Raw genomic sequence first — 16,342 nt, 5'->3', positions numbered from 1 at the left:
CGCGCCTCTACCGGGAGCCGGCGGGCAGGTCCCGCCAGTAGCCGAGCGCGTGCACCCGCTGCCTGGGCACGCCCAGTTCCTTGCGGACGTACGACGACAGGGTCCGGGTCGTGGCGGTGTCGCAGGCGATCCAGACGTACGCGTCCGGGTGGTCCTTCAGCAGGCCGGGCAGGTCCGCCTTCGCCTGGGCGACCAGGTGCGCCCCGGAGTCGAGGCGGAGCACCCGGCGGACCTCGTGGCGGGACGGGTCGGTACGGAAGGGGAGGTCCTCGTCGCCGCCCTCGAACCAGACGGTCGCGGGGGAGGAGTCCAGGGCGCCGAGGAGGGAGTTGAGGGCGGGCAGGGAGGCCGGGTCGCCGAAGGCGAAGACATGCGTGGGCTCGGGGTCGGGGCGGTCGAAACCGGTGCCGTGGACGGTGGCCTCGACGGTGTCGCCGGGCTTCGCGGTGCGGGCCCAGTCGCTGGCGACGCCGTCGTGCAGCGCGAACTCCAGGGTGAACGTGCCCTTCCCGGGGTCCGGGTCGACGAGGGTGTAGGCCCGCTGGTGCGGTTTGCCCTGGGCGGCGAACCACAGACGCACCCACATCGTCGGATGGACACCGGTGGCCGCCAGCATGCCGCCGTCGGTGAGATGCACCCTCCGGTACGCGTCGGTGACGTCCTCGGCGCCGGTGACGGTGAACACGAAGTCCTTCGCCCGCAGCAGTCGGAGGACCGCGCCCTCCCAGCCGTGCCCCTGCCCCATGGTCTTTGCACCCTTCGCGTACGATTCCCTCACTCATTTACTTAGGTAAGGCTAACTTAAACGGAAGCGAGTGTGAGGGTGAGTACCGAGATCTACCGCGACGCCTGGGGGATCCCCCACCTCCGCGCGGACAGCGCGCGGGAACTCGCCCGCGTCCAGGGCCGGGTCACCGCCCGCGACCGTGCCTGGCAGATGGAGGTCGAGCGGCACCGCGCGCAGGGCACCTCGGCCGCCTTCCTCGGCGCCGGGGCCCTGTCCTGGGACACCCTCGCGAGACGGGCCCGCCTGGCCGACACGGCGAGACGCTGCTTCGCCGCGCTGGAGAGACAGGACCCGGAGACGGCGGACTGGGTGCGGGCGTACGTCGACGGCGTGAACGAGGAGCTGCCCTCCGCCTCGGCCCCCGAGTTCGCCCGCGCCGGCCTCGCCCCCGGGCGCTGGGAGCCCTGGACACCGCTCGCCGTCTGGCTCGCCACGCACATCCTCTTCGCCGGCTTCCCGGCCAAGCTCTGGCGGGACGAGGCGCTGCGGCACCTGGGCCCGGAGGCGGTCGGGCTCTTCGCCGCCGACGGCCCCGGCACCGCCGGCAGCAACGGCTGGCTCGTCGCCGGCGCCCGCACCACCACCGGCCACGCCGTGCTCGCGGGCGACCCGCACCGCTACATCGAGGACCCCGGCGTCTACCAGCAGATCCGCCTGGCCTGCCCCGAGTTCGACGTCGTCGGTCTCGCGGTCCCCGGGGTCCCCGGCATCGCCCACTTCGGCCACACCGGCACGGTCGCCTGGTCCATCACCAACGCCATGGCCGACTACCAGGACCTCTACCGCGAACGGCTGCGCCGCACGGGGGCCGGCGTGGAGGCCCTCGGCCCGGACGGCACCTGGCGACGCGCCGCCCGCCACACGGAGACCGTCGAGGTGGCCGGCGAGGCCCCGGTCGAGATCGAGGTCATCGAGACGGAACGCGGCCCGGTGGTGGCGGGCGGCCCGGAAGGACTGGAGGGAGGAGGAGTGCTGGAGGAGGCCACCCCGGTGTCACCCGCCTCGGGTCCGCTGGTGCCGTCCACCTCGGTCCCGCTGGTACCGCCCGCCTCGGTGCCGCCGGTGCCGTCCGCCTCGGTCCCGCAGGTGCCGCTCCCCTCGGTACCGCCGGTGCCCTCCGTCGCGGATGCCGCCCGCGCCACCCCCCTCGCCCTCTCCCTCCGCTACCCGCCTCGCGTCACCGGGGACCTCGGCTTCGGCGCCCTGCTCCCCCTTCTGCGCGCCCGCCGTACCGCCGACGTGGACCGTGCCTTCGACCTGTGGGTCGAGCCCGTGAACGTCGTGCAGGCCGCCGACACCGAGGGCGGCCTGCTGCACCGGGTCGCCGGGTGGGTGCCGGTGCGGGCGGAGGCCAACCGGCTGCGGCCCGTCCCCGCCTGGGAGCCCGGTCATGAATGGCGGGGCCGGCACGACACCCCCCGCGCCGGCCTCACCGACGGCATCGCCGTGATGGCCAACCAGCGCGGCCCCGCCACCCCGCTCGGCGTCGAGTTCGCCCCGCCCCACCGGGCGGACCGGATCACCGCCCTGCTGGCGGAGAAGGAGCGGTGGTCGGCCGCCGACATGCCCCCGATCCACATGGACACCCATCTCGCCTCCGCGCAGCCCTTGTTGGACCGCATGGCGGCCCTGGACGGGCTGAGCCCGGCGGCGACGGCCCTGAGGGAAACGATTCTCCGCTGGGACCGCCGCATGACCGCGAGCAGCACGGAGGCCGCCCTGTACGCCGCCGTGCGCAGCGCGGTCGTCCGACGGCTCGCCGCCCACCCCGCGTTCGCGGCCCTGGCCGACCCGCCCGCCTACCCCGACGTCCTCCTCCCGTGGCTCGGCCTCGTCCCCCGGGTCGCCTTCGCGCTCGAACACCTCCTGCGGGCACAGGAGTTGTACGGCGTCGACCGGGACGAGACCGTGCGGGCCGCCCTGGAGGAGGTGGCCGCCGAACCACCGCGGGGCACCTGGGGCGACACCCACCGCCTCGCCCCCTGGCAGGCGCTCCCCGAGGACACCCGGTACGCCCCCGCCCACGCCCCCGCCCTCTCCGGGGACCACGACTGCGTCCTGTGCACCTCCGCGGTGCCCGGACTCACCGACCTCGCCGCGCGCGGCCCGGCCGCCCGGTACGTCTGGGACCTGGCCCGCCGCGAGGACAGCCTCTGGGTGGTCCCGCTGGGCGCCTCCGGACTGCCCGGCTCACCGCATCACCGCGACCAGCTCCCGCTGTGGCTGCGGGGAGACCTCGTACCGGTCGTCACCGACTGGCAGCACCTGACCAAGGAAGACTGAGGAGACCGATGTCCGACACCCCCACCCGTGAAGCGGTCCACACCCAGACGGTGGACGGCTTCGGCACCGTCCGCGTCCTGCGCCTCGACCCGCACGCCGACACCGCGACCGTCCACGCCTGGGTGCGCGAGGAACGCGCCGCGTTCTGGGGCATGAACGGCCTCACCCGGCAGCAGGTCGCCGAGATCTACGCCCACCTGGACACCCTCGACACCCACCACGCCTACCTGCTGGAGAAGGACGGCGAACCGGCCGGGCTCCTCCAGACCTACGAGCCGGAGGCCGACCGCGTCAGCGAGTGCTACCCCGTCGAGCCCGGCGACATCGGCATCCACCTGCTGCTCGCGCCGCCCGACCCGCACGTCGCCCGGCCGGGCTGGACCTCGGCGCTGCTGTCCGCCGTGGCCACCTACGTGCTGCTGGGCCTGGACCGACGGCGGGTCGTGGTCGACCCCGACGTGCGCAACGAGAAGGCCATCGCCCGCTTCCTGAAGCAGGGCTTCGTGGCCGGGGAGGCGGTCGTGCTGCCGGAGATCGACCTCCCCGACGTGCACCTGCCCGAGAAGCACGCCCAACTGGCGTTCCTGACAAGGGAGGTAGCCTTTCCCGGGTGACGCCTGACGACCTCGTCGCCCACTACGGCCTGGAACCCATCCCCCGTGAGGGCGGACTGTTCCGGCAGACCTGGGCCGGAGCGGAGCGTGCCGACGGACGGCCGCACGGCACGGCGATAGTGGCCCTGTTGACCTCGGACGACTACTCCGCCCTGCACCGCCTGCCCAGCGACGAGATCTGGCACCACTACCTCGGCGACCCCCTGGACCTCCTGCTCCTCGCCCAGGACGGCACGGCACGCTCCGCCGTTCTGGGCCCGGACGTACGCGGCGGCCAGCACCCGCAGTTCACCGTGCCCGCGGGCACCTGGATGGGGGCCGAGACCCGCGGCACCTGGACCTTCTTCGGCTGCACCATGGCGCCCGGCTTCACCTACGAGGGCTACGAGCACGGCGACGCGTCCGAACTGACGGCGCGTTACCCGTCCGAGGCCGAGCGGATCGCGCGACTGTGTCGCCCATGAGACTCCTGGAAGGGCAGGTCGCCCTGGTCACGGGCGCGGGCGGCGGCATCGGGCGGGGCATCGCGCTGCGGTTCGCCGAACAGGGCGCGGCGGTCGCCCTCCTCCCCCAGAGGGGGCACCCCCAGCGGTACCGCAGTGGAGGCGGCCCGTGGGACGGCGTCCCGGATCGAGGACTCGGGCGCCCGGGCCGTCGTACTGGAGGCGGACCTGCGGGACGAGGACGCGTGCCGGCGGCTGGTGCGGGAGGCGACCGCGTGGGGCGGGGGACTGACCGCCCTGGTCAACAACGCGGGCGTACAGCCCACACGGCCGTTGCCCGGGATGACGGCCGAGGAGTGGCGGGCCGTCGTGGACACCAACCTCACCGGTGTCTTCGCGTGCACTCAGGCGGCGGCCGAGGTCATGGCGCCCGGCGGGTCCGTGACCCACATCGCGTCCGTCGAGGCACGTCAGCCGGCTCCCGAGCACGCCCACTACGCCGCCTCCAAGGCCGCGATCGTGACGCACGCGCGGTCGGCGGCCCTGGAGTACGGTCCGTGCGGCATCCGTGTGAACACGGTCTCGCCCGGGCTGATCGACCGGGAGGGGCCGGCCGAGAGCTGGCCCGAGGGGGTGGAGCGGTGGCTGCGGAAGGCACCCCTGGGCAGGCTCGGGCGTCCCGAGGACGTGGCCGACGCGTGCGTGTTCCTCGCCTGTCCGCTCGCGTCCTGGATCACCGGGCACGACTTGTTGGCCGACGGCGGTGTGTCCGCCCGGCCCACGTGGTGAGCGCTCGGGGGCTCGCGTCCGTACGTATCCGGGAGACCGCGAACCCAGGTACGGAGCAGTGACGTGAGGTGTGAGCGTGCGCGCAGCAGCACAGGCCGGCGAAGGCGGGGACTTCAAGGGCTGGTGCTGCTGGGCACCGTGCTGGTCCTGCTCCTCTTCGGCGGTGCGGGAGCGGCGTCCGCCCACGCGGCCCTCCGGTCCACCGACCCCGGGGACGGAACCGTCCTCAAATCCGCCCCCCGCGACATCACCCTGACCTTCACCGAGTCCGTCGGCCTGCTCGACGACTCCTTCCGGGTGCTGGACCCGAAGGGCAGACGCCTGGAGGTCGCGGACGCCGGCCACGGACCGGGCGGCTCGGACACGGCCCGGGTCACCCTGCCCGCCCGGCTCGCCCAGGGCACGTACACGGTCGCGTGGCGGGTGGTCTCGGCCGACAGCCACCCGGTGTCCGGCGCCTTCACCTTCTCCGTCGGCAAACCCTCCCCGGCCACCGTGGTCCTGGACACCGGCCCGACCGAGGACCCGGCCACGGAGAGCCTGTTCAACATGGGCCGCTACCTGGCCTACCTCGCCGCGGCCCTGCTCATCGGCACCGCCGTCTTCCTCGCCGTCTGCCGTCCCCCGGAGCCGGCCCGACTGCGCCGGCTGCTGTGGGCGGGCTGGGGCACCCTGCTCGGCTCGACCCTGTTCCTGCTCGTGCTGCGGGCGCCGTACGAGAGCGGTGCGGGCCCCTCGGCCGCGTTCTCGCCGCAGGCCTTCGCCCGCACCCTGGGCACCCGCCCCGGCGAGGCGCTCCTGGTCCGCCTGGCCCTGCTGCTGGTCGCGTACTTCCTCGTCGTACGACTGCTGCGGCTCGGCGAGTCGGGCCTGCCGCGCGGGTGGCAGGCGGCGGGCGGTGTGCTCGCTGTCGGCCTCGCGCTGACCTGGGCCGCCGCCGAGCACGCGTCCGCCGGGATCCAGGTGCCGGTGGCGATGACGTCCGCGGTGCTGCACGTGCTCGCGATGGCGGTCTGGCTGGGCGGTCTCGCGGCCCTGCTCCTGACCCTGCACCGGACCGAGGCGCAGCTCCCGGCCGCCGTCGTCGCCCGCTTCTCCCGGCTGGCCTTCGCCTCCGTGACCGTCCTCGTCGCCACCGGCGTCTACCAGTCCTGGCGCGGCCTCGGCTCCTGGGACGCGGTCACCGGCACCACGTACGGCCATCTGCTCGTCCTCAAACTGCTCGCGGTGGCGCTGCTGCTGGCGGCGGCGCGGCTGTCGCGCCGGTGGACGGGCCGGATGGTGACGGTCGCGGTGGAGGCGGAGACGGAGACGGAGGGAGCAGAGGCGGAGGCGGGGACGGTCGTACGGGAGAAGGTGGCCGAGCGGGTGGGCGCCGGCCCGTCGGCGTCGGCGTCTAGGTCGGCGTCGGCGTCTAGGTCGGCGTCGGCGTCGGTCGAGGCGGAGACGGTCGTGGGGGAGCAGGTGTCGGAGCGCGTGGCCGGCCCGCCGTCGGCCTCCGGACCGGCATCCGCCGCTCCCCGACCGGCCGTACCTGTCGTGTCGGAAGTGTCGGAAGTGTCGGCCGTGTCGGCCCACCGGCACGGTCTGCGCCGGTCCGTCCTCGCCGAAGTGGCCGTCGGGGTCGTGGTCCTGGTGCTGAGCACCGTGCTGAGCGGCACGCTGCCCGGCCGGGCGCAGGCCGAGGCGGCCGAGGCGGGCCCGGCCACGGCAGGACTGCCCGCCGCGTCCCTGACCACCGTCCCCTTCGCGGTCGGCGGTGCCACCGGCAGCGTGCAGGTCACCCTCGACCCGGGCCGCACCGGCGACAACTCGGTGCAGGCCATCGTCTACGCGGCCGACGGCGGCCTCGCCACCGTCCCCGAACTCCGGCTGTCCTTCACCCTCCCGGCCAGGCAGATCGGCCCGATCGACGCGCAACTGAAGAACAAGGGCGGCTACTGGGGCACGGACGACCTCACCCTGCCCCTCGCCGGCGACTGGCGTATGAAGGCGACGATCAGAGTCTCCGACGTCGACCAGATCAGCGTCACCAGGACGGTCAGGATCGTGGGCTGAGCAGCTCGGCCATGGTCTCGGCGGCGTGCACGGCGGCGGCCCCGCAGCAGTTGTTGAACAGGACGTGCAGCTCCTCGGACCGCTCGGCCAGTGCCCGCAACCGCGGTACCCACTCGGCGAGTTCGGCACGCGCGTAGTCGTACCGGAAACGGTCCTCCTTGCTGCCCCGGCCCCAGGAGGAGCTGCGCCCGTGGAAGCGCACGACGGACAGCCGGGGCGAGGTGACGGGAGTGACCGGCGGCAGGGAGGCCGGCAGCCCCTGGCGCATGTCCACGGCGACGGCGGCGAAGTCGTACTTGCCGAGCAGCGCGCAGGTGAGGTCGTACTGGTCCTCCTCCCACCAGGACGGATGCCGGAACTCCACCTGGACGGGCCAGCCGGCGGTCCGTTCCGCGGTCTCCTCCAGGAACCGCTCCGCCCGCGCCCCCGGCCGCAGCCACGGCGGGAACTGGAACAACACCCCGCCCAGCTTCCCGGCCTGACGCAACGGCTCGATCCCGGCCGCGAACCGCGCCCACACCTCGTCCAACGGGACGTCGGCCAGGGCGGCCTGCTTCGCCGGATGCCCGGTCAGCGGTGCGTACGCCTTCACGTCGAACACGAAGGAGGCGGGCGTGCGTTCCGCCCACAGCAGGCTGTTGCGCTCGCTGGGCAGCGCGTAGAACGTGCCGTCCACCTCCACCACCGGGAACCGCTCCGCGTAGTACCGCAGCCGTCCCTCGGCGTCCCGCCGCCCCGGCGGGTACCAGCCGCTGCGGACGAGCGCGGGATCGGTCCAGGAGCAAGTGCCGACGAGAACACGGGTCATGGGGGACCGGGTACCGCCTTAGGGTTCGGGCATGACTTCCCAGGCGTATCTCTCCGGACTCTTCTCACTGGACGGCCGGGTCGCGCTGGTGACCGGCGGGAGTTCGGGCATCGGCAGGGCGATCGCGGGGGCGTTGGCGCGGGCGGGCGCGCGCGTGGTGATCGTGGCCCGCAGGGAGGCCGAACTGACCGAAACCGTCGCTGAGTTGACCTCCGACGGCTGCCGGGCCGCCTGGGTGAGCGGCGACTTGAGCACGAGGGACGGGGTCCGTACGGCGGCGGAGCAGGCCGCCGACGTGTTCGGCGAACCGGACATCCTGGTCAACTCCGCGGGGATCAACCTGCGTCCACCCATGACCGAGCTCACCGACGACGTGTGGGACACCACCCTGGCGGTCAACCTGGAGGCCCCCTACCTCCTCGGCCAGCGCTTCGGTCCCGGCATGGCCGAGCGCGGCTTCGGCCGGATCATCCACATCACCTCCCAGCAGGCCCACCGCGCCTTCGTACAGAGCGGCGCCTACGGCGTCTCCAAGGGCGGCCTGGAGTCCCTGGCCCGCTCCCAGGCCGAGGCGTGGTCCCCGCACGGCGTCACCTGCAACACCCTCGTCCCCGGCTTCGTACTGACCCCCCTCAACGCCCGCCTCGCCGACGACCCGGAGCGGGTCGCGTCCCTCGCCGCCCGCACGATGACCGGCCGCAACGGCCTCCCCGACGACTTCGCGGGCGCCGCCGTCTTCCTGGCGAGCCCGGCCTCGGCCTACGTCACGGGCCAGTCGATCTTCGTGGACGGCGGGTTGTCGGTGCACTGACCGAAAGGATCCCCCGGAGGACCTGCGCGGTCACCCGGCGGAGCAGAGGCCGTCCGTCGGGCAGAACATGGCCCACACGGCGTTGTAGCCGGAGCGCACGGTCAGCGAGGCGGGGTCGGGGCCGCCGTTGACGCCGGAGCCCGGGTCGGGCGTGGCGGTGAAGGTGACGGTCGTACCGACCGGGAAGCTCGCGGAGCACGGCCCGGTCGAGCCCGCCGGCGGCTCCTCGCCGCTGTACGGGTCCCAGGCGGTCGTGTGGCAACTGATCCCGGCGGGGTTGCTGGTGACCGTGCCACCGCCCCAGCCGTCGATCCACGCGTACACCGTGCTCGACTGGGTCGCCCGGAGCACCTGGGCGGGCTGTGCCCCGACCGGGGCTGCGGTCGCGAGTCCGGCCGCGGCGGCGAGCGCGGCGGCGGCCAGGACGACAGGGATTCTCGACGTCTTTCTCATCGGTGGCTCCTCGGTCGCTGCCTTCCGACATGTGCTGACGCCTCCATGCTTGACCTGGTACGGAGCGCGGCCCATCCCAGAAATGTGGGGAATGACGACGTACGCTCGAATCATGGCCGTCCCTGTCGTCGGGTACGCGCGGTCGCACGAGCGGATCGTCCGTCTGTGCGAGGCGGGCGGCGACTCCCGGACCCTGCGCGAACAGCTCCTCAGCGAGCTGCGGACCGCCATCGGCTTCGACGCCTACGGCTTCCTCCTGACCGACCCCGAGACCGCGGTGGGCTGCTCCCCCGTCGCGGACGTGCCGTGGCCGACGGACCTGCCGCGGACGACCCGCCTCCGGTACCTGACCACGGCCAATCGCTGGACGGCCTTCGACGGCGTGGCCCTGCTGAGCCGGCTCCCCGACCCCGCCGGCAGCCACCCGTGGCACGAGGCGCTGTGCGACTACGGCATCCGGGACGTGGCCTCGCTGGTCTTCAGGGACCGCTTCGGCTGCTGGGGCCACCTCGACCTGTACCGCCACGACCGCCCCTTCACCACCGCCGAGGCCGCCTGCCTGGCCCGCCTGACCGCCCCGGTGACCACGGCCCTGCGGCGCGGCCGGGCCGAGACCTTCGTCGTACGGCCTCCCCACGCGCGGCTGCCGAGCCCGCTGGCCCTGCTGCTCGACCCCGACCTGCGGGTGCTTGCCCGGACCTCGGCGACGTCCGTCTGCCTGAGCCGGGTTCCGGCGGAGCACGCGTGCGTGTACGACGTCGCCGCCCAGTTGCTGGCGGTCGAGGCGGGCGTCGACACCCACCCGCCGCGCTTACGGCTCCACCTCGCGGACGGCCTGTGGCTGACCCTGACCGCCGCCCGCATCGACGGCGTGCTGCCCGCGGACCGCCGCCACGGCATCGCCGTCACCCTGGAGGAGACGTCCCCCGCGGAACGGCTCGCCCTCTTCGCCAGGTGCTTCGCCCTGACCCCCCGCGAGGCGGACGTCCTCGACCACCTGGCCAAGGGCGGCGACAGCCACACGGTGGCCCGCCGGATGTCCCTCTCCGAGCACACCGTCCAGGACCACCTCAAGTCGATCTTCACCAAGACGGCGACGAACAACAGGGTGATGCTGCTGGCACGGGCGGTGGGGGCGTGAGCGAGCGAGCCGCTGGGGGTTGCAGTCGCGGTGCCGGGGGATCGCGGTGATCCTGTCAGTGGAGCGAGGCCGCCGGCGCACGGGCGCGGTGCGTCGGTGATCGCGCGGTACAGGAAGGTGGCAGCCATGGCAACGATGCCGAGCGAGACCCGGCGCGGGTACGGAAGGCCGGGCGGCAACGAAGGAATCAGCGGCGCGTCCCTGTTCGCCGGGGCCGTGATGTTGCTCAGCGGACCGCTCAGCATTCTCATGGGGGCGTCCGGCATCGCGAGGGACAACCTGTTCGCCGCGTCCCAGTACGCCTATCGGTTCGATCTGACCGCTTGGGGCTGGATCCACATCGTGGTCGGACTGGCGCTCACCGTGGCCGGCCTGGGAGTGGTCACCAACAAGAGCTGGAGTCGCGGTGCCGGTGCGGCGGCGGCCGGGATCAGCCTGATCACCCAGTTCATGTTCGTTCCGTACTACCCGCTGTGGGCCATCCCCGTGATGGCACTCGACCTCATGATCATTTTCGCCCTGACGAGATTCCAGCTCGGAGCGGACTCCGGTCGGTGAAACGCCGGCGACGAAACGGGGACGCATAACGACGAAGGGCCCCACCGCGAACGGTGGGGCCCTTCGACATCGTGCCCGGTGAGGCACTGGCGGAGGATACGAGATTCGAACTCGTGAGGGGTTGCCCCCAACACGCTTTCCAAGTCTCCGTCCAGAGGTTCACGGAACATCAGGAACGTCCTGAACTGCGCTGAAGCGCCCTGCACGCGATCTTCTGAACGGCCCTGAACGTGGGCGAACGAGACCGGGAGTGAGACCAGAGACGGTCGCGTTCTGCCTGGGCAGGCCCCACTTGACGCATCGCGTTTCGTGCTGCCTGGCAGGTTGACTCCGAGTCTGGAGGCGGGTGTTTGATGAGGAGGGAATCGATCTCCATGGCCGCCGAGGATGGCGATTCGAGTCATCGGCAAGCGGGACGATTGCCTCCCGTCCCATGAGCTTGATCGGCAGAAGGGCATGTCGGACTGGCTGGGGTACCGCGGCATACGTTCGCGGCCATGTTCGGGGCTGTTATCGCGCAGGGGCGGTGTTACCGGGAGACGTTCCAGGAGCCGCGGCCGGGAAGCGGAGTGGTTCGGTGAGGATGATCCGTTCCGGATGTGGGGCCGACGCCTACCGCGCTTCGCGGTGTCGGTGGTCGTCCGGTCGCTGGGCGAGGACTCCGCGGCCGGCATCGCCGCCTCGGTCGTCGCCGGCCTCGCCCCGGTCCACGCCCGCGGCCGCTACCAGGGCGCCTTCAGGGTGGACGGCACTCGCCGCGGGCGCCCTCGCCGCAGTGGGCCCGCTCGCACTCGCCCGCCGGATCAGCGCACGAGCAGAGAGCACACCGCAGCCCGGCCGACGTTCGCCGGAGCGCGCGGCAGTTTCGGTGTGTACAGGGAGCGGTCGGGGGCGGTGCGAGCCCCGCCCCCGACCTGGTGGTCAGATGCTGTAGTACCCGGCGAGGTCGGCGATGACCTGGACCGAACCGGTGTGGTTGGCGAAGGTGACCCGTCCGTCTACCACCGGCACCACGACCATGTTGGAAATAGTCTGCCCTGCGCCGAAGTTGAGGTTCGAGACCCCGGGCTCCGGCAGACCGTGCGGGTGGACCGTCAGATATCCCCCGGCCGAAGGCGCCGTGACCGTCACGTTGAGCACCACTGCCGTGACCCCGGAGGAGGGGACGCCGGCCGTACCGGTGACCGGGAGGCTGACCAGACCGCCCGGGGCGACGGCTCCGGGCCGGGCACCCAGTCCGCTGCGTGTGTCCAGTAGCCGCAGCGGGCCCGCCGGGGTGAAGGTCGAACCGGTGGCGGAGAAGTATCCCGTGACATCGGCGAGGAGGTCGACGGAGCCCGCACTGTTGCGCAGGTCCACCGAACCGTTCACGACCGGGACGACGACCATGTTGGGGATCGTCCGGCCGGCGGGGAAGTTGATGTTGGATACGGCCGGCAGCGACTGGCCGTCGGGGTACACGGTGATGTAGCCCCCGGTGGTGGGCCGGACGGCGGTGACGTTCATGACGACGGCGGTGACCCCGGTGGCGGGGATACTGTGCGTCCCGGCGACCTTGAGCTCGACGATTCCGCCCGCGCCGATCCGCGCCTTGGGGGCACCGGTGCCGTTGCGGGTGTCCAGGAAGCGCGTCGGCGAGACCGGCGTCAAGGCCGAACCTGAACTCCCCTCCGCGTAGTAGCCCGTGACGTCGGCGAGGAGGTCGACGGAGCCCGCACTGTTGCGCAGGTCCACCGATCCGTTCCGTACGGGAACCGTCACCAGGTTGGCGATGGTCTGCGGCGCCGTGTAGTTGACGCTGGAGACGGTCGGCAGCGGCTGACCGGCGGGGTACACGTCGACGTGGCCGTTGCCGGAGGGCCGGACGGCGGTGACGTTCATGACGACCGCGGTGACCCCGGTGGCGGGGATACCGTGCGTCCCGGCGACCTTGAGCTCGACGATTCCGCCCGCGCCGATCCGCGCCTTGGGGGCACCGGTGCCGTTGCGGGTGTCCAGGAAGCGCGTCGGCGAGACCGGGACGAGGCGGTTGTGGGTCGCCGCCGGTGCGGCGGTGACGGTGTAGGCGCCCGGAAGGTAGCCGGGTGACGGGATGCCGGATGTGTACCCGACGTTGTCGATCACCAGGTCGTACGCGCCCGGAGGGAGGTCGTACGTACCGAGCCGCACGGTGAGCGTGGTGCCATCGGCGCTGACGGAGACCGGCTCGGCGGTGCGGGAGTCGTCCCCGGACCGGAGTTCCACCTGGGTGCCGAGGGTCAGGTTCGCGCCGTGCAGCACAACCTGGTTGGACGTCCCGGCAGGTCCGCTCGTCGGGCCCAGCGAGGTGACGTCGGCCGACTTCGGCTGAGTGGTGCAGCCGCTCTTGCAGACACCCTGCATGGAGTACTCGACCGGAGTGTCCGCCTGGTATGGGCTCACCAGCATCAGGTAGTCGCCCGCGGAGGCGCTGGAGGTGGTGAGGCAGGAGTAGCTGAAGACACCGGCGTTGTCACCGTTGCACTGGTAGGAGTAGTCGGCGCTCGCGCCGGCGAAGCGGGTGGTGCTCAGCAGGCTCACCCACGGGGTGCCCGTGCTGCTGCTCTGGGTGCCGTACACCTGGAAGCGCTGCGACGGCTGCATGGGGATCACGGCGCAGTACGCGGTTGCGGACTCGGTGAACATGCCGCTCCGCACGGAAAAGCCCTGCGGGGACACCTTGTTCGCCGTGCACTCCGGGGCCCAGCCCGAGGCGGTGCCGACGCGCCAGGTGTCGACGTGTGCGGAAATGGGGGTCTCGTCGTACCCCGAGGCCAGGATGATGACGATGTACGAGGTCGAGCCGGTGACGCGGCAGGAGACGCCCCACTGTCGGCACACGCTCGTGCCCGAGGCGTCGACCACCTTCAGCACCACGCCCGTGTTCCGGGCGGCGGTCGGGGTCCGCGCGGACATCCAGAGCTTGTCCGTGGCCGCTGCAGTGACACGCAGACACCGGCTGTCCAGTGCGGAGTCGAGGGTGAAGGACGTGGAGGCTCCACCGACGGTGAGCGAGGCCGGAGCGGCGCACTTCGCCGTCGAAGAGATGTCCCGGCGGACCAGCTTGTACGTGTCCGAGGCGCCGGTGCCCGTCAGCAGGGCCGTGTAGCCGACACCGGCCGTGAACCGGCAGGTGGTCGTGGAGCCGCCGACAGTGGTGCACAGCTCGTTGCCGGCGCCGTCGAACACCCGCACCGCGGCGTTGACCCTGTTGGTGTTGTTCGTGTAGTCGAACATCTCGGCGGTGGAGTGCTGGTCGGCGGCGATGCCCAGGCACACGGCCTGGGTCGTGCTGGTGAGCGGAACCGACACGCCCCAGGTGCCGTCGAACGCCGACTGCGGCCAGGCCGTGCAGCCCGCGGTCTTCCCGGTGTCCTGGACGGCGAGCTGGTACTCACCTGCGGCGGAGCCCGAGAGCACCGCGTGGAACGGGGCGGTCCCGGTCAGCTTGCAGATCACCGGGGAGTCGTCGTTGTCGCACTGCGCGATGCCCTTGGCGTCGAACACTCGGTAGCTCGGGTTGACTCCGCCGTCCGGTGTCCGGTCGATCAGGTAGAGGCCGTGGCCGGTGGCCGTCGGGAGGGACAGACACTGCTGCTCGCCCGGTCCGCCGAAGGCACCCTTCACCGCGCCGGAGGCGAAGCCGTCGTCGCGCACGGCGGTGCAGCCCTGCGTCAGGTTCGTCGCGTACAGCCGGACCCCGAAGGCGGCCGGGGCGCTGCTGCGCCCGTCGCGTGCCCAGGTGTAATCACCTGCGGTCAGGGTGCAGGGGGCGAGCAGCGTGGGGGTGCAGCGGGACGTGCCGTCGGTGGCGTAGAGGCTCCCGGAGACGCTGTCGCCGACGGTGTCGAAGAGATAGGGCCCGGAGGCGGGTACGTGCAGGACGCGGCAGCGCGCGGTGGACGTGGCGTCCGGGACCGTGCCGTAGGCCAGCGGCTGGACGGTGGGGCAGCCGGCGGGAGCGGAGAGGCGGGCCGACGTGAGGCTGTAGTCCATGCTCGCCGCGTACGACTGGTTCGTCAGCACACGGAACGGTGCGTTGCCCTTGAGGGTGCAGTCGAAGTCCGTGGCGTTGTTCTCACGGGTCGTGCAGACCTCCGTGCCGGTGGCGTCGTAGACGGTCCCGGTCACCTGCCACGCGGACAGATGGCTCCGCAGAACGTCCCCGGCGGCGGACGGCAGGCCGAAGCAGTGGCCGGCGGACCCGGCGGTAAGCGTGTCGGCGAGGGACTTCGGCGCCCCGAGGGCGGTGTCGTCCTCGGAGACCGCGGTGCAGGAAGTGCCGGACAGCAGAGCTGTGTACGACACCGAGAAGCCACTCGGCGCGACCCCGGCCTGCACGGTGTACGTACCGGCCCGGCTCGTCGGACACCGTGCCGCCCCGTACGCGCCGTCGGGCCGGTCGCAGGTGACCGTCGAACCGTCCGGTGCGGTGAGCGTCGGGTACTGGGGCTGGTCATCGGTGGAGACGACCTGGAGGAACACCAGGTCGTCGGGGTTCGGCAGGGCGAAGGTGAAGCTCGCGCCCCCCTCGGGCCCGGCGGAGCAGGTGTAGACCGTTCCCGACTCAATCGCCCCGGAGCAGGTGTCGGCCGCGTCGCTACGGCCGATCTCGCGCGCGGCGGTGGCGTGCAGCGCCTCGGGAGCCGCCTTCTTCTCCGGTGACTTCGGTGACTCTGGTGACTTCGGTGTCGCGGGCCCGGAGGTCGCGGCCGTGGTCTTCGGGGTCGGCACGGCCACGGCGGAAGCCGTGCCGGTCTGTGCGGTGAACGAGGCCAGGACGGCGACGATCAGCGCGAGAAGCGAAGTGGCCCCCCTGGACGCGTGTCGTCTTCGGCGTTGTTCCCTGATGGACGTGTGAAGCATGCGTTCCCCCCTGGAAAGCGCAGGCCCCGTCCCTGTGGTGCTCACGAGGGCTCTTGGGGCGAGCGAATTCTAACGAGGGGCAAGGACAGACGTTCGATCTTTACTGGGGCGTGGATCAGGCCTTCCCGGCCGATGTATTCGCGCCTCGGTCCAGGTCGTACAGGCAGCACCACCACGCCGCAGACGAACGGGAACGCAGCCACGGCCGAACCCGTGAAGGGCCCCGCGAGCTACTTCCCCTCGATCGAGAAGAAGTACGGCCGACCGATCGCGGAGTGGAAGGACCTCATCCGCGCCTCGCCCCTGACCGAGCACATGGACTGGGCACCTGGCTCACGACGGAACACGGCCTGGGCTACGGCCACGCCAAACGTCGAAGGGCCCCACCGCGAACGGTGGGGCCCTTCGACATCGTGCCCGGTGAGGCACTGGCGGAGGATACGAGATTCGAACTCGTGAGGGGTTGCCCCCAACACGCTTTCCAAGCGTGCGCCCTAGGCCTCTAGGCGAATCCTCCGCGGCAAACAATACAAGACGTTGAGGAGTGCTCGCGAACTCGTTCCCACCCGCTGGCATCGGGTACTGTTTGGGCAGCCCCTCACGCGGCGCTATCTGACTGAACTCCCCCAGGGCCGGAAGGCAGCAAGGGTAGGTCGGCTCTGGCGGGTGCGTGGGGGGCGTCTGCGTTCCCGGGCCGGGAGCCCGCGCGGGGT

General features: G+C 72.2%; 11 protein-coding genes, 1 tRNA gene, 1 other RNA gene and 3 pseudogenes. 11 read left to right on the top strand and 5 right to left on the bottom strand.

What is annotated here, in order from left to right:
- Nucleotides 1–7: 7 nt before the first annotated feature.
- Nucleotides 8–745: a siderophore-interacting protein gene (locus ACZ66S_RS17800; protein ID WP_469902466.1), complete on the bottom strand. Its 738-nt coding sequence runs from the start codon at nt 743–745 to the stop codon at nt 8–10.
- A 78-nt stretch (nt 746–823) separates the two neighbouring features.
- Here ACZ66S_RS17800 and ACZ66S_RS17795 point away from each other — a divergent pair, with 78 nt between their 5' ends.
- The 5 genes and pseudogenes from ACZ66S_RS17795 (at nt 824) to ACZ66S_RS17775 (ending at nt 6,974) form a co-directional block, all read left to right on the top strand.
- A complete protein-coding gene (locus ACZ66S_RS17795) occupies nt 824–3,070 on the top strand; it encodes a penicillin acylase family protein (protein ID WP_469902465.1) in 2,247 nt (748 codons plus the stop codon).
- 8 nt (nt 3,071–3,078) lie between these two features.
- Nucleotides 3,079–3,684, top strand: coding sequence for a GNAT family N-acetyltransferase (locus tag ACZ66S_RS17790; protein ID WP_469902464.1), 606 nt, complete (start codon nt 3,079–3,081; stop codon nt 3,682–3,684).
- The gene (locus tag ACZ66S_RS17785; RefSeq protein ID WP_469902463.1) at nt 3,681–4,148 is read left to right on the top strand and encodes a cupin domain-containing protein; all 468 of its coding nucleotides are present in this window, start codon (nt 3,681–3,683) and stop codon (nt 4,146–4,148) included. The genes ACZ66S_RS17790 and ACZ66S_RS17785 overlap by 4 nt, the downstream gene beginning before the upstream one ends.
- Nucleotides 4,145–4,916: pseudogene (locus tag ACZ66S_RS17780) on the top strand (SDR family NAD(P)-dependent oxidoreductase). The gene ACZ66S_RS17785 and the pseudogene ACZ66S_RS17780 overlap by 4 nt, the downstream one beginning before the upstream one ends.
- Before the next feature lie 123 nt (nt 4,917–5,039).
- Nucleotides 5,040–6,974, top strand: coding sequence for a copper resistance CopC/CopD family protein (locus ACZ66S_RS17775; protein WP_469902462.1), 1,935 nt, complete (start codon nt 5,040–5,042; stop codon nt 6,972–6,974).
- Here ACZ66S_RS17775 and ACZ66S_RS17770 read toward each other — a convergent pair.
- Nucleotides 6,958–7,782, bottom strand: coding sequence for a DUF72 domain-containing protein (locus ACZ66S_RS17770; protein WP_469902461.1), 825 nt, complete (start codon nt 7,780–7,782; stop codon nt 6,958–6,960). The two genes, ACZ66S_RS17775 and ACZ66S_RS17770, sit on opposite strands and share 17 nt — an antisense overlap.
- Nucleotides 7,783–7,813: 31 nt before the next feature.
- Here ACZ66S_RS17770 and ACZ66S_RS17765 point away from each other — a divergent pair, with 31 nt between their 5' ends.
- On the top strand, nt 7,814–8,593 hold the full coding sequence (locus ACZ66S_RS17765; RefSeq protein ID WP_469902460.1) for an SDR family NAD(P)-dependent oxidoreductase: 780 nt from the start codon (nt 7,814–7,816) through the stop codon (nt 8,591–8,593).
- Nucleotides 8,594–8,623: 30 nt separating this feature from the next.
- Here the strand turns inward: ACZ66S_RS17765 and ACZ66S_RS17760 are convergent, their stop codons facing one another.
- On the bottom strand, nt 8,624–9,046 hold the full coding sequence (locus ACZ66S_RS17760) for a hypothetical protein (RefSeq protein WP_469902459.1): 423 nt from the start codon (nt 9,044–9,046) through the stop codon (nt 8,624–8,626).
- 112 nt (nt 9,047–9,158) lie between these two features.
- On the opposite strand from ACZ66S_RS17760, the gene ACZ66S_RS17755 reads away from it, so the two are divergent.
- From ACZ66S_RS17755 to ACZ66S_RS17745, 3 genes and pseudogenes are all read left to right on the top strand, one after another.
- Nucleotides 9,159–10,187 carry a response regulator transcription factor gene (locus ACZ66S_RS17755; protein WP_469902458.1) on the top strand — a complete coding sequence of 343 codons (1,029 nt, stop codon included), beginning with the start codon at nt 9,159–9,161 and terminating at the stop codon, nt 10,185–10,187.
- A gap of 126 nt (nt 10,188–10,313) precedes the next feature.
- Nucleotides 10,314–10,745 (top strand): DUF7144 family membrane protein, encoded by a 432-nt coding sequence (locus ACZ66S_RS17750; protein WP_469902457.1) that lies wholly within the window; start codon nt 10,314–10,316, stop codon nt 10,743–10,745.
- A gap of 470 nt (nt 10,746–11,215) precedes the next feature.
- A pseudogene (locus ACZ66S_RS17745) lies at nt 11,216–11,308 on the top strand (haloacid dehalogenase); the annotation flags it as partial.
- A gap of 358 nt (nt 11,309–11,666) precedes the next feature.
- Here ACZ66S_RS17745 and ACZ66S_RS17740 read toward each other — a convergent pair.
- The gene (locus ACZ66S_RS17740) at nt 11,667–15,629 is read right to left on the bottom strand and encodes a hypothetical protein (protein ID WP_469902456.1); all 3,963 of its coding nucleotides are present in this window, start codon (nt 15,627–15,629) and stop codon (nt 11,667–11,669) included.
- A gap of 213 nt (nt 15,630–15,842) precedes the next feature.
- On the opposite strand from ACZ66S_RS17740, the pseudogene ACZ66S_RS17735 reads away from it, so the two are divergent.
- Nucleotides 15,843–15,997 (top strand): annotated as a pseudogene (locus tag ACZ66S_RS17735) (DUF4287 domain-containing protein); the annotation flags it as partial.
- Nucleotides 15,998–16,058: 61 nt separating this feature from the next.
- Here ACZ66S_RS17735 and ACZ66S_RS17730 read toward each other — a convergent pair.
- Nucleotides 16,059–16,146 (bottom strand) — tRNA-Ser (locus tag ACZ66S_RS17730).
- 73 nt (nt 16,147–16,219) lie between these two features.
- On the opposite strand from ACZ66S_RS17730, the gene ffs reads away from it, so the two are divergent.
- Nucleotides 16,220–16,314: signal recognition particle sRNA small type (gene ffs, locus ACZ66S_RS17725), an RNA gene on the top strand.
- Nucleotides 16,315–16,342 lie beyond the last annotated feature (28 nt).

This window comes from Streptomyces sp. NPDC107471 (genome assembly GCF_055582845.1).
Note: the sequence above shows the minus strand (reverse complement) of the source record. Positions and strands in the feature narration are given on the sequence as shown.